17 protein-coding genes are annotated in these 20,141 nt (G+C 53.0%); 8 read left to right on the top strand and 9 right to left on the bottom strand.

What is annotated here, in order from left to right:
- Positions 1–28: 28 nt before the first annotated feature.
- Positions 29–736 (top strand): DUF930 domain-containing protein, encoded by a 708-nt coding sequence (locus PsAD26_RS11750; RefSeq protein WP_063310568.1) that lies wholly within the window; start codon positions 29–31, stop codon positions 734–736.
- Between the two features lie 3 nt (positions 737–739).
- Here the strand turns inward: PsAD26_RS11750 and PsAD26_RS11745 are convergent, their stop codons facing one another.
- The 5 genes from PsAD26_RS11745 to PsAD26_RS11725 form a co-directional block, all read right to left on the bottom strand.
- Positions 740–1,267: a DUF1566 domain-containing protein gene (locus PsAD26_RS11745; RefSeq protein ID WP_063310567.1), complete on the bottom strand. Its 528-nt coding sequence runs from the start codon at positions 1,265–1,267 to the stop codon at positions 740–742.
- A 188-nt stretch (positions 1,268–1,455) separates the two neighbouring features.
- The gene (locus tag PsAD26_RS11740; protein WP_063310566.1) at positions 1,456–2,157 is read right to left on the bottom strand and encodes a glutathione S-transferase family protein; all 702 of its coding nucleotides are present in this window, start codon (positions 2,155–2,157) and stop codon (positions 1,456–1,458) included.
- Between the two features lie 163 nt (positions 2,158–2,320).
- Positions 2,321–2,863, bottom strand: coding sequence for an RNA polymerase sigma factor SigZ (sigZ, locus tag PsAD26_RS11735; RefSeq protein WP_063310565.1), 543 nt, complete (start codon positions 2,861–2,863; stop codon positions 2,321–2,323).
- Between the two features lie 121 nt (positions 2,864–2,984).
- The gene (locus tag PsAD26_RS11730) at positions 2,985–4,013 is read right to left on the bottom strand and encodes a 2-oxoacid:ferredoxin oxidoreductase subunit beta (RefSeq protein WP_063310564.1); all 1,029 of its coding nucleotides are present in this window, start codon (positions 4,011–4,013) and stop codon (positions 2,985–2,987) included.
- Positions 4,010–5,905 carry a 2-oxoacid:acceptor oxidoreductase subunit alpha gene (locus PsAD26_RS11725; RefSeq protein ID WP_063310700.1) on the bottom strand — a complete coding sequence of 632 codons (1,896 nt, stop codon included), beginning with the start codon at positions 5,903–5,905 and terminating at the stop codon, positions 4,010–4,012. The genes PsAD26_RS11730 and PsAD26_RS11725 overlap by 4 nt, the downstream gene beginning before the upstream one ends.
- 439 nt (positions 5,906–6,344) lie before the next feature.
- Between PsAD26_RS11725 and PsAD26_RS11720 the strand changes: the two genes are divergently transcribed.
- Both PsAD26_RS11720 and PsAD26_RS11715 read left to right on the top strand, forming a co-directional pair.
- A complete protein-coding gene (locus tag PsAD26_RS11720; protein WP_063310563.1) occupies positions 6,345–7,157 on the top strand; it encodes an SDR family oxidoreductase in 813 nt (270 codons plus the stop codon).
- Between the two features lie 199 nt (positions 7,158–7,356).
- Positions 7,357–10,260 carry a DUF2339 domain-containing protein gene (locus PsAD26_RS11715; protein WP_063310562.1) on the top strand — a complete coding sequence of 968 codons (2,904 nt, stop codon included), beginning with the start codon at positions 7,357–7,359 and terminating at the stop codon, positions 10,258–10,260.
- Positions 10,261–10,308: 48 nt separating this feature from the next.
- On the opposite strand, the gene PsAD26_RS11710 is transcribed toward PsAD26_RS11715, so the two are convergent.
- The gene (locus tag PsAD26_RS11710; protein ID WP_084403646.1) at positions 10,309–11,301 is read right to left on the bottom strand and encodes a threonine dehydratase; all 993 of its coding nucleotides are present in this window, start codon (positions 11,299–11,301) and stop codon (positions 10,309–10,311) included.
- A gap of 177 nt (positions 11,302–11,478) precedes the next feature.
- Here PsAD26_RS11710 and PsAD26_RS11705 point away from each other — a divergent pair, with 177 nt between their 5' ends.
- Positions 11,479–12,294: an AraC family transcriptional regulator gene (locus PsAD26_RS11705; RefSeq protein ID WP_063310561.1), complete on the top strand. Its 816-nt coding sequence runs from the start codon at positions 11,479–11,481 to the stop codon at positions 12,292–12,294.
- Here PsAD26_RS11705 and PsAD26_RS11700 read toward each other — a convergent pair.
- The 3 genes from PsAD26_RS11700 to PsAD26_RS11690 form a co-directional block, all read right to left on the bottom strand.
- Entirely contained in the window at positions 12,248–12,730 is a 483-nt protein-coding gene (locus tag PsAD26_RS11700) for a GNAT family N-acetyltransferase (protein ID WP_063310560.1), read from the bottom strand. The genes PsAD26_RS11705 and PsAD26_RS11700 overlap by 47 nt on opposite strands.
- Positions 12,731–12,750: 20 nt before the next feature.
- The gene (locus PsAD26_RS11695; protein ID WP_063310698.1) at positions 12,751–13,527 is read right to left on the bottom strand and encodes an SDR family oxidoreductase; all 777 of its coding nucleotides are present in this window, start codon (positions 13,525–13,527) and stop codon (positions 12,751–12,753) included.
- 180 nt (positions 13,528–13,707) lie between these two features.
- A complete protein-coding gene (locus PsAD26_RS11690) occupies positions 13,708–15,048 on the bottom strand; it encodes a YheC/YheD family protein (RefSeq protein ID WP_063310559.1) in 1,341 nt (446 codons plus the stop codon).
- Positions 15,049–15,581: 533 nt separating this feature from the next.
- On the opposite strand from PsAD26_RS11690, the gene repA reads away from it, so the two are divergent.
- From repA to PsAD26_RS11670, 4 genes are all read left to right on the top strand, one after another.
- Positions 15,582–16,790: a plasmid partitioning protein RepA gene (gene repA, locus PsAD26_RS11685; RefSeq protein ID WP_057462928.1), complete on the top strand. Its 1,209-nt coding sequence runs from the start codon at positions 15,582–15,584 to the stop codon at positions 16,788–16,790.
- A complete protein-coding gene (gene repB, locus PsAD26_RS11680; protein WP_063310558.1) occupies positions 16,787–17,836 on the top strand; it encodes a plasmid partitioning protein RepB in 1,050 nt (349 codons plus the stop codon). Before repA ends, repB begins: the two co-directional genes overlap by 4 nt.
- A 282-nt stretch (positions 17,837–18,118) precedes the next feature.
- On the top strand, positions 18,119–19,486 hold the full coding sequence (gene repC, locus PsAD26_RS11675; protein WP_063310557.1) for a plasmid replication protein RepC: 1,368 nt from the start codon (positions 18,119–18,121) through the stop codon (positions 19,484–19,486).
- Positions 19,487–19,520: 34 nt separating this feature from the next.
- Entirely contained in the window at positions 19,521–20,048 is a 528-nt protein-coding gene (locus PsAD26_RS11670) for a GNAT family N-acetyltransferase (protein WP_063310697.1), read from the top strand.
- Positions 20,049–20,141: the final 93 nt, after the last annotated feature.

Below are 20,141 nucleotides of genomic sequence, written 5' to 3'. Positions count from 1 at the left end.
TCCAAGGGCGAGACACAGGATTGATTCATTGCACGTTTTGCAAGCAGACAGAAACAGCTATGTGATAGCGGGGTCAAACAAGACCTATACGCTGGTGTTTGCGTCCTCATTAATGGTGCACCTGTTCGCCTACTGGGTGCTGGCTATGTCTCATTTGCCTCGTAGCTTTCGTGGAAGCCCGGTGAAAAGCATTGGTGTCGAACTCATTGGCACCGCTCAGTTTGAGCAACTCATCACGCCGCCAGTTCAACAAGAGCCGCCAACGGCATCTCTCTCATCTGCTCCGCCGGAAGATGCAACCCCGCAACCTTTGCCGCCGCCAGTTGTGAGAGAGGAAATCATTCAAACGCCACAACCTGTCATTGCTCAGCATTTTCAACTGGGGCGCTTGCTGGATGCGCCTGAAAACAAAGAACTGAAAGAGTCGCTGGTTCTGTTTGATCCATCCGATCAGCGCGAGCAGCTGTGCAATCTGGAGGTGATGGAGCAAATCCAGTTATGGGATGAGAGCTTCAACCCGGAACGCGTGGTCGCCTTCGCCTACAAAGACCCTGTGGTGTTCGGCGACAGCGTCAGCGCAGATGGTGCAGCTTTCCGCAGCAAGGGTGATTGGTACCACCTCACCTACAAATGCACCTACAACCCCACCACCAACCTCGTCACCGCCTTGGAGTTCCTGGCAGGTGACGTCATCGCACGGTCAGAGTGGGAAGATCATTTTCTGTTTGCGGAGTGAAGGTTACTTGGTGTCGCGAACAGCCCTGACAGCCAGAGAGTAGCCTTGGCTGTGAAAGTCGAGGGCGTAGGTGACGAAGTCCAGATAGTAGTACATCCCTTTCAGCTTCTGATCGCCAGTGGCGGACCAAAAGTCGGCGTAGTCGACAAAGGCTGGGGATGTAAGGTCTGGAAACAGGGCGTGCAGTTCGTCTTTATCAGCGCAGGTGGAATCCAGCAGGCCATAAAGCTCGCGGATTGTTGGCAGACGCCAGCCTTGGCTGTTCTCCGCGAAATGAGAGGCAGCGATGTCTTGCCCAACCTGCATTGGCTCACCGGAACAGCTCTGTGTGTCACTCTCCCATGTCATCCCCTCAACACAGCGTTTCCATTCCAGCGCGTAGCCGGTTTGCTTGAGCAGGCCTCCCTCAAGAGTGAAGCGCTCTTGCAAGGCAGGTTTGTTGCTGCAATCAAGTTGCGCAGCGGCGGGGAATGCTGACAGGAAGAGGCCGAGAGCGGCACCTGTGGTAAGGAAGAAGGGCTTTTTTGTCATTATAAAACATCGCAAAGTGATTTTTGAAAGATCGCGGTGCGAGCATGTTTTATCAAGCAAACCGCAGCACGACTGAACTTCACTGACGCGAAATAGTGGTGTGTTTATGGCAGCTTGGGCATTTCCAGGATTAACTTGTGCGTCCTGCAAAGAAGAGCGGATTGGGGCCGCTCTTCTTGCTCTCGTGCTTAACAGCAAGCGCCCGTCTTACAGACGTCTACCTTTGGAGAGTCGCAGCACTTTCCAGATCCCAGATAGGTCTGATCGGAGAGATAAAACTCAACGAACAGCTTTTCAAAGTCTTCAGAAACTGACTTTTCTGCCAGACCTGTTTCCAACAGACGTTTCTGCCATGCCTCCACAGTAGGAAAGCCCTTTAGGAAATCATAGCCAGCATGACGCTCGATGATGTTGGCGCGATGCAACAATGGCAGCCATGCCATATCGACGTTGCCGATCTGCGCGCCAGAGAAGAAGCCCTCGTCTGAAAGCTGCTGCTCAGCCTTGCCAAACAAAGCGCTCAGCTTCTCAGCACGCTCTTCCAGCGTTGCCTTGTCGTGGCTGCGCATGGTGCTGCACTGGACCAGATAGTTCTTCGCGGCCTGATAGCTCCATGCCCGCTCAATCGCCTTCTGCTCTGGTGAGAGTCCTGGGTGCATTGGCGGTGCTATTTCGTCGATGTATTCAACAATGGCATCGGACTCAAACAGAGCAGTGCCGTTCTCGGTGATCAGAACTGGCACCTGTCCGTTTGGAGAGACGTCCAGAAACCAGCCTGGCTTGTCCTTGAGGCTTATGTAATCGATCTGGTAAGGCATCTGCTTCGCTTCAAGCATGGCCGTAACACGCTGGACGAAGGGGCAGATTTTATAGCTAATGATTTTGAGCATCTTAGTGTCCTCATTTAGTTTCGCTTGTTAGACGGGTGAGGACGGAAAAAGACGAAATAAAATCCAAGACAGACTGATTTTAGGAAGCTCACGGTCTGTTTGGATTTACTTTTGCCTGCGTGTTCTTATCGGAAAACCAGTGTCCGCTTTTTGGGAATACGTCCTAGCAATTTTTACAACTATCAGACTTTTCTTGATAATCTGCGACACGGCCTTTGGTGTCCAGGGTCATCTTGCAGCAGTCGTCATAGAGTTTGCGCATTTCACTGCGGCTTTTCTGGACGCGGGATTTCAGCGTGGAATAGCTGATGCCTAGTTCTGCGGCCAGTTCCTTTTGGGAGATGCCCTCCAGGTCAATGCGGGTCAGAAGCTGCGCGCTGTCATCCGGTAAGGAGGCAATGAACGGGCGAATGCAAACGGCCAGATCCTGCTCAATGCTGGCAGCGTCTTGTTTGTGCCAATCTTCCGCTGCGGAGGTGTCACTGCGCGTGGCGTTCTTGCGGTAATGGTCAATGATCGCGTTGTTGGCCACCTGAAACAGCCAGGATTTGAGCGCAGTCTGGTCTTTCAGCTCACTGCGCTTTTCAAATGTCTTGATCAAAATGTCCTGCAGCAGGTCATCTACATCTGCCGGATTGCTCAGCTTAGAATGCAGAAAGGCTTTAAGCGCCGCACGATACTCCTGCCAGATCTGTTCAAGTGTCATGTCTAGTCCCTGCATCTTGTTCTAAGCGCAGACGTGGGAGGTGGAACACGCTCTGTCAAGACAAGAGCCCGCAAACGGTTATGTTTGCAGGCTCTTACTGTCTTTGATTGTGAAGAACGCGTTAAGCCGCGTCTTCGCCCACATCCCATGTTTCTGATGCGCGCAGGGTTGCAGAAAGGCGGTCGAGTTTTTCGTTCATGCTCAGTGGTTTTTCTGGCAGGCCTATGCGGCTGGCGGCTCCGAATTCGGTGGCTTGCTCGCGGAACAGGATGCCGAGGACGGTTGGCTCGCCGTCTTTCTCACCAAGCTCTGCCAGAGCGACGGCCAGTGCGTGGTTGGTTTCGTCGTGGACCAGTAGATCTGCTTCGGCCACGCCGTCTTCTTCCAATGAAACGATATCCAGCCCGAACCCACCGGGCTTCACGCGGATGCCCTTGTCTTTGTTGACGCCAAACACCATGGGCTGACCGTGCTCGACGACAATGGTGTGGTCTGGACCCTGTTTCTTGTCCTTCAGGTGATCAAACACACCGTCGTTGAAAATCACGCAGTTCTGCAGCACTTCCACAAAGGCGGTGCCGTCGAAGTCGCGGGCGGCTTGCAAAATGGGGCCGAGCACTTTGGCCTGTGTGTCAATGCTGCGGGCGATGAACTTGGAGCCTGCCCCGATGGCAAAGCGAGCCGGGTTGAGCGGCATTTCCACTGTGCCGCCCGGAGAGCTCGGCGTGCGCATGCCCTTTTGTGAGGTTGGGGAGTATTGGCCCTTGGTCAGGCCGTAAATCTGGTTGTTGAACAGCACGATCTGCATATCCAGATTTCGGCGCAGCGCGTGAAGCAGATGGTTGCCACCGATGGACAGGCCATCGCCGTCGCCAGTGAACACCCACACATCCAGCTCTGGATTAGCAAGCTTTGCACCTGATGCGATAGCTGGTGCGCGGCCATGGATTGTGTGGAAGCCATAGGTTGCCATGTAATACGGCAAGCGGGAGGAGCAGCCGATGCCGGAGACGCACAGGGTGTCTTCCAGTTTTGCACCTGTATCCGCCAGCATCTTGTGCAGGCTTTTCAAAACAGCATAGTCGCCGCAACCAGGGCACCAGCGAACATCGAGGGAGCTGGCGAAATCTTTTGGTTTCAGATCAGTCATGATAAAGCTCCCAGCGCGTCCTCTATGATTTTGGCGATCTCACGCACAAGGAACGGGCGCCCCTTCACGCAGGAAACGCTTTCCACCTTAACATCCATCTGGCTACGCAAAACGGTTGCGAGTTGGCCGTTGTTCATCTCTGGAATGATCACCCGATCAAACCCCGAAAGCAGCTCTTCCAAATTTGGTGGAAGCGGCCAGAGGTGACGCAAGTGGATGTGGGAGACAGACTTGCCTTCCAGCTCCGCACGGCGCGCGGCCACGCGGATTGGGCCCCAGCTGGAGCCCCAACCCAGAATGGCCAGCTTACCAGTGGTTGGTCCGGATTCCACATGTTGTGGTGGAATGCTTTTCGCAATCGCGTCCAGTTTCTGCGCACGGATCTGGGTCATGAGCTGGTGGTTTTCACCGTCATATGAAATGTTTCCGCTGCCCGCCTGCTTCTCCAGCCCACCAATGCGGTGCATCAGATCTGCTGTGCCTGGCACCGCCCATGGGCGGGCCATGGTGTCGGGATCGTGGTCATAAGGCAGGAAGCCCTCTGGTTCTTTGGCTTGCTCTACTGGAAACGGCTCATAGGCCGGATCATCGAAGTCCGGTAGTTTCCAAGGGGCGCTGGCGTTGGCGATGTATCCATCAGAAAGCACTATGAGTGGTGTCATGTGTCTGGTGGCGAGCTTGGCGGCTTCCACGCCCATATCAAAGCACTCACCCGGATGGGCCGGTGCTATGACGGGCAATGGAGCATCGCCGTTGCGGCCCCAGATAGCCTGGAACAGATCGGATTGCTCGGTCTTGGTGGGCAAGCCCGTGGAAGGTCCGCCGCGCTGCACGTTGACAATCACCAGTGGCAATTCAGTCATGATGGCAAGGCCAATGGCCTCCGTCTTCAATGCAATGCCCGGACCGGATGAACCCGTCACGCCCAGGTGACCGGCATAGGATGCCCCGATGGCGGCGCAGATGGCGGCAATCTCATCTTCCGCCTGAAACGAAATCGCACCCAGCTCCTTCAACTTTGCCACTGTGTGCAGCAGTGGAGAGGCTGGCGTGATTGGGTAGGAGCCGTAAAACAGTTCAAGATCAGCAAGGGTGGCGCCAGCATAAAGGCCATAGGCCATGCCTTCATTGCCATTGATGGAGCGGTACTCGCCTTCCATCAATGGGGCTGGTTGAATGCGGTAGCGGGAAACATCCGGCGGCAGATCGGTGACTTCTCCGTAAAGATGACCTGCCTGCAATGCCATGATGTTGGCCTTGGCCACATCAGGCTTTTTGTAGAACTTCTGCTCGATCCAATGCTCAACATCTGCGGTGGAACGCTCGAACAGCCAGAGGACCAGACCAAGGGTCCACATGTTCTTACTGCGCCGCGCATCCTTGACGGACAGGCCGGTTTCCTTCAGCGCTTTTTCTGTGTTGCTGGTGATTTCCAGCGGCAGCACGCGGAAGCTGGAGAGTGACCCATCTTCTAGCGGATTGGAGGAAAAACCTGCTTTAGTGATGGCGCGCTCGGTAAAGGCGTCCATATCGATGATCAGCAGACCGTTCTGCTTCACACCTTCCAGATACTTGCGCAGGGCTGCCGGGTTCAGCGCCACAAGTGCGTCAGTTTCATCACCAAACGTGTCCACCTCGGTGTGGCCGATATTGAGGGAATAGGCTGAGACACCATAGATCGTTCCGCTTGGGGCGCGTATATCCGCCGGAAAATCCGGGAAGGTTGCAATGTCATTGCCAAATCTGGCAGCACTTTCAGCCAGCCGCGTGCCCGTCATCTGAATGCCGTCGCCCGAGTCTCCGGCAAAGCGGACGCGCACATAGTCGACCTCCGGCTGCTGGGAGACAGGAAGCTCACGCGTTGTTGTGCTGTGTTCCAGTCCGTTCTGCATAATCGGCTCCAAAATACTGGCAGCGGCAGTGGCAGAAATCTCGTCTGTTCTTTTGTCCCTCAGGACATTGCCAATCAGCTGAGCCAGAATACCCACTTCTCTGTGGCTTTTTGTAGCCTGTAATAGCAGGAATGGAGTTGCGACCCGTTAACGCAGCCCGCTGGTAATTGGTCGAACCTCCCTCTGCATTAATACCAAGTCTGGCGGTTTTTGCGGTGCTGATCCTCTTCGAACTACTGAAACACACTCATCAATGATGCGCGCACGATGATTTTCATCGGGGTATTGTGCTGTGATCATATTTGGCGTGATCTGCTAGTCATTTGGCGCGATATGGCTTTGTAGAAGGCTATTAGCCTCCCTAATTTATCAAGCATGATGAACAACAGACGGGTTGCCTCCCCTAGCACCCCGAGTAAAGAACCTCAGGAGTTTCTTCATGTCTGACACAATTCTGATTACAGGTGCATCTTCCGGCATTGGCAAAGTGACTGCAAAACTGTTCCACGACAAAGGCTGGAATGTGATCGCGACCATGCGCCAGCCGGAAAAAGAAGAGGAACTGACCAAGCTCGACAACGTGCTTGTTACGCGTCTGGATGTGACAGACAGCGCTTCCATTGAAACGGCTGTTGCAGAAGGTATTGCACGGTTTGGCAAAATTGACGTGCTGCTCAACAACGCAGGTTATGGCGCTTATGGTCCGCTGGAAGCGTTTTCCATGGAGAAGATCCGCCGTCAGTTTGAGACCAACGTGATTGGTCTTCTGGAAGTTACAAAAGCTGTCCTGCCACATATGCGGGCCAACAAGTCTGGTAGTATCGTGAACGTCTCTTCGATCGGCGGTCAGATGACCTTCCCGCTCGGCACGCTCTATCATGGTACCAAGTTTGCGGTTGAGGGTATTTCCGAGGCGCTTCACTTTGAGCTGGAAGCTGCAGGCATTAAGATGAAGATCGTTGAACCTGGCATGATCAGCACTGATTTTGCTGGTCGTTCATTCGACTTCACCAATGATGAGAGCATGACCGAATACCAAGGTGTTGTGCAGGCGTTGTTTGGTGCGATGAACGGGGGCATGCAACCTTCCGAGCCAATCGTTGTGGCAGACGTCATCTATACAGCTGTCACTGACGGCACCAACACCCTGCGTTATCGCGCCGGAGCAGATGCCGTCCAGTTCCTCGACAATCGCAAGGCACTGGATGATGCAACTTTCATTGGTGGCCTGAAGGAGCAGTTGGGCCTTTAAAGGCTGATTGAACGGATTTCCAAAAGTACAGTTCGAAGGCAGAGGATGCGGCGGTGTCCTCTGCTTTTTGCTTGAAGCTTCTGTAACCAGTTGAGGCAGCTGCAAGTCAGGCACAGGAAAGATTGTCGTGGCTCTTAAAGGGCAATGCGTGTAGGTTTGCCGCAGTCTTTTTCTTTAAGTCTTGCTTCCTCAGGTTTTCATGGAACTCATCATTATTGTTGCTGTCGCCCTTTTTCTTGGCGTGGCATTTGCATTTTATAACCGCCTCTCAGATATCGCGCTCAAACTCACGTTTTTGAATGCGCAGATGAAAGAGCTCCACAAGAGCTTGGCTGAGCTTCAGGGCCACTCTCCGAATGCGGAGACTGCTCAAGCAGCTCCAACTGGTGTTGAAAAACCAGCAACACCTCGGGATTCCGTTGTGGCGGCTGTGTCGAAGAAGCCATGGATGAGGGATTTGGATGCCAAGAGCGAGGCGGTGAAACCAACGTCTCCTCCTGTACCGAGTAAGATGGCCTCGCAGGAAGCACCAAACGAAGATGCTAAATCAGAGGCTGCAAAGCGGGCTGCTTTGGCATCTGAGCAGGCTTCGGTCTCCGAGAAAATCGTCGGAGATGAACAACAAAAGCCTTCACAAAACCAAACGCTTGCTCAGGAAAATGCTGCGAAAGACGCGCCAAAATCTGAGCAAGAGGCTGCTTCAAACAAGTCTGCACCGCCTCAGCTGAAGCCTAATAGGTTTGAAGCGTGGTTTAGTCGCGTTGCCCGCGATGTGATCAACAATGCCCGCAAAAACTGGGTTGTCTGGCTGGGTGCCTTGTCGCTTGCTTTTGCCGGTATCTTCTTTGTTCAATATGGCATTGAAAATGGCGTCCTCTCACCTGCCATGCGTATCAGCTGTGCGCTGGCCTTTGGTGTCTTGCTGATTGCTGGCTCCGAGTTCTTCCGCTACCGACAGAAAGAGGCGCATATTGATCCGTTCGGCCCGCTGGTTGCAGCGGCCAGTGGAGGTCTTGCATCTCTGTTTGGCGCCACTGTTGGGGCTTATTCTCTTTATGGGTTGATCGGCCCAACGACCACCTTCATCGGATTGGCCCTTGTGTCATGGCTCGCGATTGGCGGTGGTCTGCTTTATGGCCCGGTGCTCGCGACCATTGGTATTCTGGGTGCTTATTATTCCCCGTTGCTGGTTGGTGGGACAGAACCATCTGCCCTGCTCTATCTCTATTTTGCCATGGTGCTGGCAACGAGCTTTGCGGTCGAGCGCTTGCAGCGCTGGATCTGGCTCTCCACACTCAGTGTTCTTTCCGTTTTCGTCTGGGTGTTCCTGTTGCAGATCCAAATGCCGGACCAGCAACTGACGCCGCTCATGCTGGCCGCAATTCTGGCGCTAACGATTACGGTGCCTGCTTTTGGTGCCCCGCCGAAATCATCTATCTCCAGCTGGCCGCTGGACAAAGCGTTTTTGCACTACAAGAAGACCTATCCTGCTTTGCTAAGTTATGCCGTTACGGGTCTTGTGTTCCTGACCGGTTTGTTCTTTGCGGGTGAAGATATGGATCTGGCACGGCCAATGACGCTGATGTTTGCTGGTCTTCTGATCGCCCATGTGTTCTTCTTGAGTAAAGCGGAAAGCCTTGACCTGATTGGGCCAGCCCTGCTTGCAGGCTTCACGTTGATGATGTGGATGCCAAAGGCACTGGTCTGGCAAGCTGTTCCAGATGATCAACCGTTCTACCTTGCTGTTCTGGCGGTGACGATTACCGCTGTGACAGGTGGCAACCTGCTGCGTGGTCAAACCTCCATGCGGGCGTGGTTCTGGAACTGGTCTGCCGTCGCCTTGCCGGGTCTGGGCGCGGGGATCTACTTTGTCTACACAGCACTTCATGCGCCGGAGTTGCAAGGCGCGGTCGGGGCCTTTGGCTATCTGTTTGCGCTTGCTCTGCAAGTTTGCGTTGCAGTCTATTTCCGCAAGTCAGCGCATAAGTTTAAGTTTGGGACTGAGGGAAGCGCAGCGCTTGCCTTTTTGCTATTCCTACCATTTGCCTACTATTTCTTTGGAGAAATCACGCTTCCAATTGTTCTCATGGTCGGCGCTGTTGTCGTTCTTGAAATCTCAGTTCTGTTCGGGCTTAACATTGCGCGAAAAGCGTTCTTTGCATACCTGAGTGGCATGGTTTTCTTCACTACGCAGCGCTACATCGACGGATTTGGCGAAGCGGGGTACGCAGACATTTCGCTGCTGTTCCTGCCAGTGCTCGCGCTCAGCGCATTGGGTTGGTGGCGTGGCCAGCAGCGTGGGGATGAGAGCGAGGCAGTCGTATTTGAAACGACCGTCTGGGCGGCTCTGTCTCTGTTCTTCTGCGCCTTACTTCAAGTGTTCTACCGCGATCAGGGCGACATGCCCATGTATGTGATGCATGGGTCCTATGCCTTTGTTCTGGCAATTCAGGTTTCTGTTCAGCTGAAGCGGATGAGTTTTTCAAGCTCCTTCACCAAGTTGAGAGAAGGGCTATTCCATTGGTACTGGGCCATTGCTGTGTTGAACTGTGTGGTCGCGATTGTGACGAACCCACTGGGTCAGGACCATGTCTTCGGCTACTTCCCGATTGATAGCCTGTCCATCGCCTATCTGTATCCGGCTCTGGCGTTGTTGCTGGCAACTGAGCGTTTCTGGACCCGTGAGGATCACCTGCAAAACGTGACACGCGGTCTGGCGGGCGTGTTGTTGGTGATGTTTGTTGGATTGGAAATCCGCGCCTTCTGGCAGGGCCCTGTGCTGACGGGTCGCGGTGTGGTTCTGGAAGAACTCTACAGCTACACCGTTGCGATGCTGATTTTCTCAGTCGGACTGATTGCCTTTGCCTCTGTGAAGCAACGCAAGCGGGTTGGGCAAGCTGGACTGGCGTTCATCATTATCACCTGCCTGAAAGTGTTCTTCATCGACATGTCGGGTCTTTATGGGCTTGCCCGCGCAACTTCGTTCATCGGTCTTGGATTAACGCTGGTTGGTATTGCCTGGGCGAACAAGCGGTTCTTGTCGTTTGGTCCGCCAGTTGAGGAGGATGAGCCCGAGCTCAAATCTCAGCAAGATCAGGCTTAACTCATCAATGGGCCGGAGAGAGCAAATATCTCTCTCCGGCCTTTTTGCTTATGCCAGTGCAAGCTCACCGGTTGTCTTTAAGTGGGTGTTCATCACACTCAGGAAGGTGGTTAGATCGATGTTGCCTCCGGTCAGGATTACGCCTGCCCGTTTGCCCTGCAAATTGTGTTTGTTTGCCATCAGGCCTGCAAGTGGTGCAGCCCCTGCCCCTTCAGCCAGATTGTGGGTGTCTTTGTAGTAAGCTGCCATCGCTTCAGCAATTTGCGCCTCACTCACGCTGATCACATCTTCTGCGCCTTTCAGGATGATCTCCAGCGGCTGTGCCTGCGGATCGCGGCAGGCCATACCGTCTGCGAAAGTGTTGGCTGTATCTGTCTGGATTGCCTCGCCAGCTTTAAAGGACAGCGCAAAGGCAGCTGCGTTTTTGGCGGTCACACCAATGATCTTGGTTTTCAGGCCGAGTAAGTCGCGAACGGTGATCAGGCTGCAGATGCCAGAGCCCATGCCAATCGGGACATAGACAACATCCAGATCTGCAACCGCACGGTACAGTTCCAGCGCATAAGTGGAGACGCCTTTGACGAGGTTTTCATGGAACGCAGGCACCATATGGTAGCCATGCTCTTCCTTAAGTTGCTGCGCAATTACGCGGCTTTCGTCAAAATCCTTGCCAGCAATGATCACATTGGCTCCAAAGGCGCGCATGGCATCATTCTTTTCCAGCGAGTTGCCTTCAGGCACAACAATGTAAGAAGGAATGCCATTACGGCTTGCGCCAAGGGCAACGGACTGACCATGGTTGCCACGTGTTGCCGTCACCAGTCCAGTGGGCCTGTGCGCGGACTTCATCAAGGCATCCACATAAGTGAACCCACCACGCGCCTTAAACGAGCCTGTTGGCGTATGGTTTTCATGCTTCACAAAAACATCAACACCTGTACGCTCTTTCAATAATGGCCATGCATAACACGGGGTCTCAGGGACGAACTGCTTAACAGTGGTGTGAGCAGCTTCAAGATCCTCTAGCGAAAACAGCGGCATTGAATTTCCTTTTGGCAGTTAGAAACACTTTGCCAACAACTTAAAACCCACCACTGGCCATGGCTTTCAAAATACTGACCTAAAGTTCCTTGAGGATGGCCCCTTGTTTACACGCGGCCTGACGGCTTATAAATAAGGCGTTGGAAATCAGAAGAACCCATTGAAGAAATTGAGACTATGAGCTTAGGGCAGGACATAATCAGCAAGTGGAAGCTGCAGCTTTTGCCAAGCAGTGCCTACGCTGTTGCCTATACGGCGGCTCGGGCCTCAATCGGGTTTGCGTTTGAAAGTCAGCGGGGGGCGCATTCTTTTAACAGTGACCGCCGGGTTGATTTCTGGACGCGGCCCAACAGCCTCGCCTTTGTGCCTATGGGATGCGATGTCACCTCTGAGAGTGAACGCGGCGGGGAATACCTGACTTTTACGGTACCAGCTGAACCCCTGCCTGATCGCGGCGAACAGCTGCGCTTCAACCATGCCATCTCGCCCGATGCGATTAAAGCTGCCTTTCATCTTCGCAAGGCACTTCTTTCAGCAGAACCTCAAGATACTCTGGCCATTGAAGCTCAGCTCTATGCTCTGCTGGATGTGGTTGAGCGGGTGCAGGCGGGAGAACATGAAGACCCTCCATCTGCAACATCCATGACGGATACGCGGCTGAAGCGCGTGGAGGAGTTTGTCGAAGACCACCTTGCTCAGCAGATGTCCATGTCTGATCTGGCAGCGTGTGTGGATCTGTCTGCTGGCTTCTTTAATCGTGCATTCAAAGGAGCCACAGGCAAGACGCCACACGATTACGTGCTGGAGCGGCGCGTGGCGCGAGCGCGCAAACTGCTTGGCACACCACATGCTTCTCTCAGTCAGGTTGCCTATGCCTGCGGATTTTCATCCCACGCGCATATGAGCTCGACCTTCAAAAAACGGCTTGGCGTTTCGCCCACCCAGCTTATGACGAACCAGGTTTATCCAGCGCCAGCACGTTCAATTGTTTGACGTGATACTCAAGCACGCGCCACCCCATTTTCTCATAAAACGGCGTGTTGTCGTCAGAGGCGCACAAATACACACGTGAGTGCCCGCTCTCAAAAGCCAGTTGAGCCAGACGTGCCACAAGGGCTGTGCCAATGCCTTCGCGGCGTTGCACTTCCTCTGTCCAGACAGCGGCAACCCATGGGGTCAGGTGAGGACGGGCGGCAAAGTCGCTTTCAATCAGTAAGGCACTGCCGAGGTAGGTTCCGTTACGATGGGCAACAAAGGCAGTGGGGACAGCTTCAGGACAAAGAGCTGCACGGACTTTGACTTCGATCTCGTCTTGCAAAACACCCTTATCTCGCCACCACGCCTGCCAGATGCGATGGGCAATGGTGGGAATAAAATCGGGGGTTTTGCTCATTTCAGAAAGGGTAAAAGTGCGTTCTAAACTTTCCATAGGACTGATGACCTGTAAAACTAAATCGGTGTACCTCCTCCGGAAACGCTAATGATTTGTCCTGTTATTTTAGCGGAGCCCGGACCGGCGAGGAAGTTGATCGCTTCGGCTACTTCGTCGGGTCTGATGACGCCCAGATGAGCGTTCTGCTCGACTTTTGAGATGAGGCTTGCAGCAAAAGGATCTCTTTGAAGCTTATCATAAAGAGGGGTTCCACGTACAACACTTGGGCTGACACAATTGACCCGGATGCAATGCTGTTTGGCTTCTACCGCTAGGGCACGGCAGAACATGGAGATGCCTGCTGTTGCAGACCCTACGGCTGTGCTGCCAAAGGTCGGGATTATGGAAACATCCGAGGTTAAACAAATAATTGAACCGCAGCGTTGCTTGGTCATAACCGGATAAACCGCATGAATTGGGTGCAGGATACTGCTCATGAGTGAGGTGACCGTGGGCATGAGCTCTTGCAGTTTTATTTCATGCAATGGTTTGGGGATGAGTTCTCCACCAGCCGTGCTGACCAGTACATCGATTCGCCCCATAGCCAGTTCTGCATGGGTAATGGCGGTTTCTGTGCGCTCCGGGTCTGAGGCGTCGCATTGCACAAAATGCAAATATGCGCCGGGAAATTCTGCTGCAAGTTTGCTCAGAGCATTGCGGCCCTTGGTGACATCGCGCCCGCATATGGTGAGTTTTTGAAGACCGGATTGGAGGAGTGTTTTGGCAGAAGCAAATCCGATGCCGGATGTGCCTCCGACGATGACTGCTGAGGTTTCATTTAGTTTCCGCGCCACAGTGACCTCCAGATGCGACTGAACTCTCGTCGTGATCTTGCTCGCGTAGATGCTCAAAGAGTTGTTTTAATACAGATCCCGTATGTTTTTGCTCAACACAGGAGAGGCAGACAGGCGAAACAGCAATCAAAGTAACCGGAGCGCTAAGACCTTCCCGACATCTATAAGTTTTGAGGCGCGTCACTCAGGCTCTTCACCAAAGCCGGAAAGAAACGCGCCATAGTCGATGCTGGCCTCCAGCGTTGTCACTCTTGCTTCTGCGTGGCTTGGATCGAGAAAGATCATGCGTCCGGGCTTGGCGTTGATCTCGAGAAGTTTCGGGCAACCTGTTTTGTCGACACCTATATCCAGTCCCAATTCCCCGATTGGAGAGGTGTGATAGGCGTCCATACGATGGGCAATGGCGAAACCACATTCCTCGACTGCTGCTTTCACTGCTTCTGCCTTCTTGCCGAATGCGTTGGTGAAGTAATCATCCGGATTAATCACATCCGCGCCCTGACTGAAGTGAGAGGAGATGCAGCCGTGCGCGCAGACCCTTGGGCCGATCATCAGGCAGCGCCATGTGCCGCTGATGTCCTTTTGCATCTGAACGCGGCAATCAACGGACCGGCCATCGAAGGAGGAAAAGTCGAGACTTTGCTGCACCAGATACTGATCCAGTGACGTGTGGCTGAAGGCAAACTCAAAGGCGTCTTCCAGCTGCATGAAATCTGCATGTGGGCACGACAAGTCGGTCAACCATTGCAAGCGGTAGCCTTTATCGCGCCTGGACAAGCGCATCAGCAGTTTACCCCCTCGCCCGTCAACGGGCTTGAGATAAGCGGAGTGATGAAGGTCCAGAATTTTCTTTAAAAGGGGCGGCGTTGGTGCACGGTGGGTTTCAGGCAGATACTTGCGCAGCTTTTGCCCGTACATCAGATGCTCATGCACCTCCCATTTATTAAAGAAACCGGGGTTGTAGATGTGAGAGCCCAATGCCCGCATTCTGTTCTTCACCGCTTCCACGCGCAGTTTATGTTCCTCATCACGGGTATGAATGCGGTTATAAATGGCGGTGGGCAGGGGCAGACCGGGTTGACGGTGACCGGGCATGGTCTCTCCGGTGATCGTGTTTGTCGCCCAGTTATAATCCTCAGGCGAAAAAAGAAAGGCGATGTAGCCGCGGGTTTGTGCGTATTTCAGCATGTCCTGTTGGTGGCGGCGTTCAGGATCGAACTTGCCCGCTCCCATGATGCCAATGGTTGGGCCGATGTGGATGGTGTCCCCGTCCCGCTTAACGTGAAGGCCATCAATAAGTGCAAGGCCGAGTTCGTCAAACACATCTGCTGGCAGGCCAAGGGCTGACCTGCGCTCGATGTTGATTGCCGTTTTGGCAGAAAATCGGTGACAGGCACCTATCTTGAAGGACAGGTGTTCACCAGCTGTGGCGCCGATTTTTTGAAGGGCACCTTTGGAAAAGACCACTTCATTGCTTGAACTGGACACACGATAAAGATGAAGTTTGACAGCGGAAACCACAGGCCCCCCAAGATCAGCTGGAAATCAAGACAAAACGGACGAAACCGGTTGGGCCGGACCATACAAGACAGGTCCTCGCCAAAGCCTTGCGGAACTTGGGAAAGCTCTAATGGTTTAGGTTTTTGCGTGTACTTGGGGGCTTTACGACTCAGTGCGAATCTATGACTGATTCACGTGTACACTGCCGGTTGAGAGGAAGGTTCGAACTGTCAAATCGGTATTTCATCGATTTTTGCACATAAACCGTCATGTCCTGGTTTTTTTGTTGGCTTGGCGAAAGTGACGTTTCTTAATAAGATTGTTCTGTCTTATTATGGAAATGTTGCTGTAAAATCGGTGGTTTACGCAATATCTGGTAATTCTCCGGTTCCGCAGTACAAGGACAGCGGAAAGAACCTTAACGATCTCTTAATATTGGTTAATACTCGTTAACTATAAAGATATTGACGCGGGTTTTGAAACGGAGAAGGATGCGCTGTGACGGATTATTTTCGCTCTGAACTTCAAAACCGTCATAGAGGTTAAGAGGCAATATGCTGCTCGCTGCTGAACATGATGAAACTTCTGCTGAGAAGATTGCACGCCATTCTGACTTGTTGTCACGGCAACTGCAATCCTTAAGGGAGAAGATGTATCCGCCTGAAGCTATGAAGAAGCTGAAGACGTTCTCTTCGCGCGAGGTTGCAGGCCTGCTCGGCGTTGCCGAATCCAGTTTGCGCCAGCTTTCACTCAACGGCGAAGCAGTTATCCCCGAAAGGCTGGATAACGGCAGACGCATTTATACCCTTCCTCAGATCAACGAATTACGTCGTTATCTGGCTGAAAAACGCCCTGCAGATGCCCTGCGTCTGGACCCGCGCCGCCGTCATGGCGAGAAGATGCAGGTTCTGGCCGTCGCCAACTTCAAAGGCGGCTCTGCAAAGACCACCACAACCGTCCATTTAGCGCACTATCTTGCGCTTCAGGGCCTGCGTGTGCTCGCCATCGACCTTGATCCGCAGGCCTCTTTGTCTGCCATGTTCGGGTATCAGCCAGAGTTCGATGTTGACGAGAACCAGACGCTTTATGCCGCGATCCGTTATGACGACGAGGAGCGCGTTCCACTCAGCCATGTTATCCGCAAAACTTACTTTGATGGGCTTGATCTTGTCCCCGGTAACCTGGAACTGATGGAATATGAGCACGAAACCCCGCAAGCAATTGCTCAGGGGCTTTCGCGCGGCGATGGCATGTTCTTCCGCCGCATGGCGACCGTCCTGAAGGAGGTGGAAGATGATTATGATGTTGTGCTTATCGATGCGCCGCCACAGCTGGGGTACCTTACCCTTGGTGCGCTCTATGCCGCGACCGGTATTGTCATCACCGTGCATCCGGCCATGCTGGACGTGTCATCCATGAACCAGTTCCTCTCCATGACCTCAGAATTGCTGGCGGTGATTGAAGAGGCTGGCGGCACCCTGAGCCACGATTTCGTGCGCTACTTGCTCACACGCCATACACCTCATGATGTGCCGCAGGTGAACGTTGCAGCGCTTTTGAGAGGTCTTTTTGGTGAGGATGTGCTGGCAGCGTCCATTGTGGAGACCACAGCGATTGCCAATGCAGGCCTGGAAAAGAAGAGCCTTTATGAGGTTGAGCGCGGAAACATGACCCGCGATACACTCAATCGTGCTCTTGAATCGGTCGATGCAGCCAATACGGAAGTGTTCCAACTGATCAAACAGGTATGGGGTCGTCCATGAACAAGGCAACTGATCGTTCCAAGAAGATGCGTGCCATGTTTGGCGGTGTTGATCCGGCTGAGCTGGCGAAGTCGCCCGGCCCTGCCCCATCCATGACGGCGACAACCAAGCAACGCGTCTCGCCGGGTGCGATCAAGTCCATGCGCAACACCTTCTCCAACGTGGAGAAGGAAAACGAAAAACTGCGCCAGATGATCGAAGAGGGCAGTGTTGCGCATGAGCTGAACACGGAAGATCTGGACCCATCCTTTGTGTCTGACCGTATGGTCGTGGCCAATGATGAGGATTTTGAGAAGCTCAAAGCCTCCATCTCTGCCAGCGGCCAGCAAGTGCCTATTCTGGTGCGCCCGCATCCGGACATGCCGGATCGCTACCAGATCGCATTTGGTCACCGTCGTTGGCGCGCCTGTAAAGACCTTGGCATCTCGGTTCGCGGGATCATCAAAGAGCTTTCCGACGAAGCTCTTCTGATTGCTCAAGGTCAGGAAAACCATGAGCGGAAGAACCTGTCGTTCATCGAGACCGCTTTGTTTGCCTCTCGTCTGGCAAAAACATTTCCGCAGACTGTCATCTCCAAAGCGATTGGCAAGGACGCGACCACCGTATCCAAGCTGCTCAAGCTGATGAATGCGCTGCCAGAAGAATTTGTCCGCGAGATTGGCCCGGCGCCAAAGATCGGGCGGCCAAGATGGGAAGAGCTTGCTGGACATTTCGCTCACGGCCAGTTGCCTGATCCGTTCAAGGCCCGTGTTGATGCAGTGATGATCAGTGCCGACTTCGAGCTTTCTGCAAGCGACGAGCGCTTTAGCGCGATCCTGTCTGCCTGCAAGTCTGCCGAAACAACGGCAGCGGTAACAACTGGTTCTATCGCCACAGCTGCTAAGAGCTGGATTGGCGATAAGCAGATCCTGATGAAGGACGGCCCGAATGCGCTGCGCTTTCAGGTGGATGCGAAAAAGCAGCCTGAACTCGCCGCGTTTTTGAAGCGCCGTCTGCCGGATCTGATGGATGAGTTTGAAGAAGAAATTCTGAAGGAGGATGTATGACGGTCTAGTTACGTCTCTTCCAAAGAAAAACGGTCCTGCTGACGGCAATCAACAAGACCGAAATTCCTTGGGTACAAACAAACGATAGCGCTCGATGTAACCCTTTTTTGCATCTTCAAATTACTTCGAGACGCGGTACGAATCAACCCTCCACCAAGGTGTTGAAGCGTCTTTCTGCATGCTAATCGCCAGTTTGTCCCGTTTATCCTCAGTTTGGGGAGGATGTTTTGCGTCCTGACCCATGAGAACACCTACTAGACTTAGTAGGTGAACGGTGTAGCTATGCAATCTGTTGGTTCAGTGGCGTCGTTCAGAAAACTGACGCCGGCAATGGTTGCCAGTCAAAAACTGGCGATGGCCAATGACATTGTAAAGACGACAAAATCAGAAGTTGCGATGGCTTTGAAGAAGGCCGCGCCTGCTTTGGGAATTGATGGTACGACCTATCATATTCTCGATATTCTGATTGGCCTGACGGCTGCAGAGGACTGGTCACAGGACCGCCGTCCGCTGGTCGCAATTTCCAATGAAAAACTGGCTGAATATGTCAGCCGCTCCTCTCGTACGGTCGTGCGCTCGTTGCGCAGGCTGGTGGAAGCTGGCGTTCTTGCTTACAAAGACAGCCCAACCGGGCGGCGGTATATCTACCGTGCGGGTGAAGACCGCCAGATTGAGCGTGGTTACGGGTTGGACTTTTCTCCTGCACGCCAACGTTTAGCTGAGCTGAAGCAGATCGGCGCTGAGTTCGCAGCTCGCCTTGCCCAGGAAAAAGAAGCCAAGCGCACAATCAGCCGTCTTTCCCGGGCTATGGCAGACTTGTTCCGCCTTGCTCATTTGGAAGAGCTGGAAGTCTCAGAGATTGCATCCGCATTCAACGAGTTGATGGACCAGCCAATGTGTGTTGTTGATCGCGCTGAGGCATTGATCATGCTTCATGAGCTTTTGGTGGCGTGCTTTGAAGACAACGATATGGCAGCTGAAAAGGGAACTGTTGATCTGAATGAAGCTGATGTTTTTTTTGATAGAAAATCAAAAATGTCATGCGCAGAAGACAGCAATGTCACCCCTTATAATAATACAACCTCTCAAGACTCTTGGATTAAAAGTAAACAACAGCAGAACGTGTCTAACGACACATACATAAATACTGACAAATCAGGTTACACCAGATTTGAAATGGCTCCCGAAAAGGAACCAAAAAGCGAAACTCGTGCCACAAGTCAGAAACTAAGCAAAGCTGAAAGTCTGAACTGGTCAGAACATGTTGATCCTCACGAAAGTGAGCCATTCTCCCCTCTCCTGTCAGAGGTCTCCCTTGGATTGATCAGCTCAGCAACAGCAGAAACCCAAGCTGCAATTGGGCTCGACCTTTCCAGCTGGAGCAGTTTGATTGATGCCTCAGATGACATGCGTTTGCTGATTGGCCTCTCTCAAAAAGGCTGGTTTGATGCGCGAAACAGGGTTGGTGATTATACGGCCTCTGCGGTTTTGATCACTACGGTTGAAAAGGCGCTACGTGATCCAGAAAGCATTGCACGACCGGCGGGTTATTTCCGTGCTTGTGTTGACCGCGCGATTGATGGAAAGCTAGCCTTGCACCGCACTTTGTTTGGTCTGGCTGCCTCTGGATCATCTGCTGCAGACAACTGACGTCGGACTGCAATTAGAATTGGATGTGAAACTCATGGACCATGGATCAGCTACAACGCAAATGCCTCTGATCTCCTTGTTTGAGGAGCAAGATAAGCAGGAGCTGCGTGATTTTCTCGCAACGGCCTGGACATTAGCTCATGAGGAAGAGTTGGGTTCCGAGCTGACAAAACAGTTGGTTGCCAGGCTGGAAAGTGAGGATTTGGGCGGTGTTGATCCCGGCGAACATGGCAAGCTGTATCTTGCGAAGAGCGAGGAAAAAATTGTTGGTTCTCTTGCCTGTGCCCTTCGCGGTGAAGTGGTTTTCATCTGGGCCTGCTATCTCGCCAGCGACTTTCAGCGCAAAGGGTTGGGCCGGCTGATGATGAAACAGGCGGTCTCTGAATTTCCCGCAGATAAAGTTGCCGGAATCTATGTGCTCGAAGGAAACGAGGAAGCCAAGCAGTTTTATCAGAAACTGGGCTTCATTGATTGCGGAGAGACAGAGTTTGAAGTCATTGCCGACACTTACACCCCTGCCCGCGTCATGCAGGTTCGCATTGCAAACCTGAATTTTGATTGACCCTGCACGCAACCGGTACTGCATAATTTCTGCATCCGGCGCTTTGCTGTAAGCTGTTATTGATTAGCCTTAATCAGATGCTCGGAAAACAAG

Origin of the sequence: Pseudovibrio sp. Ad26 (genome assembly GCF_001623285.1) — a bacterium.
In the GTDB taxonomy this organism is placed as follows: domain Bacteria; phylum Pseudomonadota; class Alphaproteobacteria; order Rhizobiales; family Stappiaceae; genus Pseudovibrio; species Pseudovibrio ascidiaceicola.
This window is presented reverse-complemented; position numbering and strand designations above follow the sequence as displayed.

Coding starts and splice junctions, on each gene's coding strand:
- PsAD26_RS11745 (WP_063310567.1), bottom strand. CDS start 1,267: ATGACAAAAAAGCCCTTCTTCCTTACCACAGGTGCCGCTCTCGGCCTC.
- PsAD26_RS11740 (WP_063310566.1), bottom strand. CDS start 2,157: ATGCTCAAAATCATTAGCTATAAAATCTGCCCCTTCGTCCAGCGTGTT.
- sigZ (WP_063310565.1), bottom strand. CDS start 2,863: ATGACACTTGAACAGATCTGGCAGGAGTATCGTGCGGCGCTTAAAGCC.
- PsAD26_RS11730 (WP_063310564.1), bottom strand. CDS start 4,013: ATGACTGATCTGAAACCAAAAGATTTCGCCAGCTCCCTCGATGTTCGC.
- PsAD26_RS11725 (WP_063310700.1), bottom strand. CDS start 5,905: ATGCAGAACGGACTGGAACACAGCACAACAACGCGTGAGCTTCCTGTC.
- PsAD26_RS11720 (WP_063310563.1), top strand. CDS start 6,345: ATGTCTGACACAATTCTGATTACAGGTGCATCTTCCGGCATTGGCAAA.
- PsAD26_RS11715 (WP_063310562.1), top strand. CDS start 7,357: ATGGAACTCATCATTATTGTTGCTGTCGCCCTTTTTCTTGGCGTGGCA.
- PsAD26_RS11710 (WP_084403646.1), bottom strand. CDS start 11,301: ATGCCGCTGTTTTCGCTAGAGGATCTTGAAGCTGCTCACACCACTGTT.
- PsAD26_RS11705 (WP_063310561.1), top strand. CDS start 11,479: ATGAGCTTAGGGCAGGACATAATCAGCAAGTGGAAGCTGCAGCTTTTG.
- PsAD26_RS11700 (WP_063310560.1), bottom strand. CDS start 12,730: ATGGAAAGTTTAGAACGCACTTTTACCCTTTCTGAAATGAGCAAAACC.
- repA (WP_057462928.1), top strand. CDS start 15,582: ATGCTGCTCGCTGCTGAACATGATGAAACTTCTGCTGAGAAGATTGCA.
- repB (WP_063310558.1), top strand. CDS start 16,787: ATGAACAAGGCAACTGATCGTTCCAAGAAGATGCGTGCCATGTTTGGC.
- repC (WP_063310557.1), top strand. CDS start 18,119: ATGCAATCTGTTGGTTCAGTGGCGTCGTTCAGAAAACTGACGCCGGCA.
- PsAD26_RS11670 (WP_063310697.1), top strand. CDS start 19,521: ATGGACCATGGATCAGCTACAACGCAAATGCCTCTGATCTCCTTGTTT.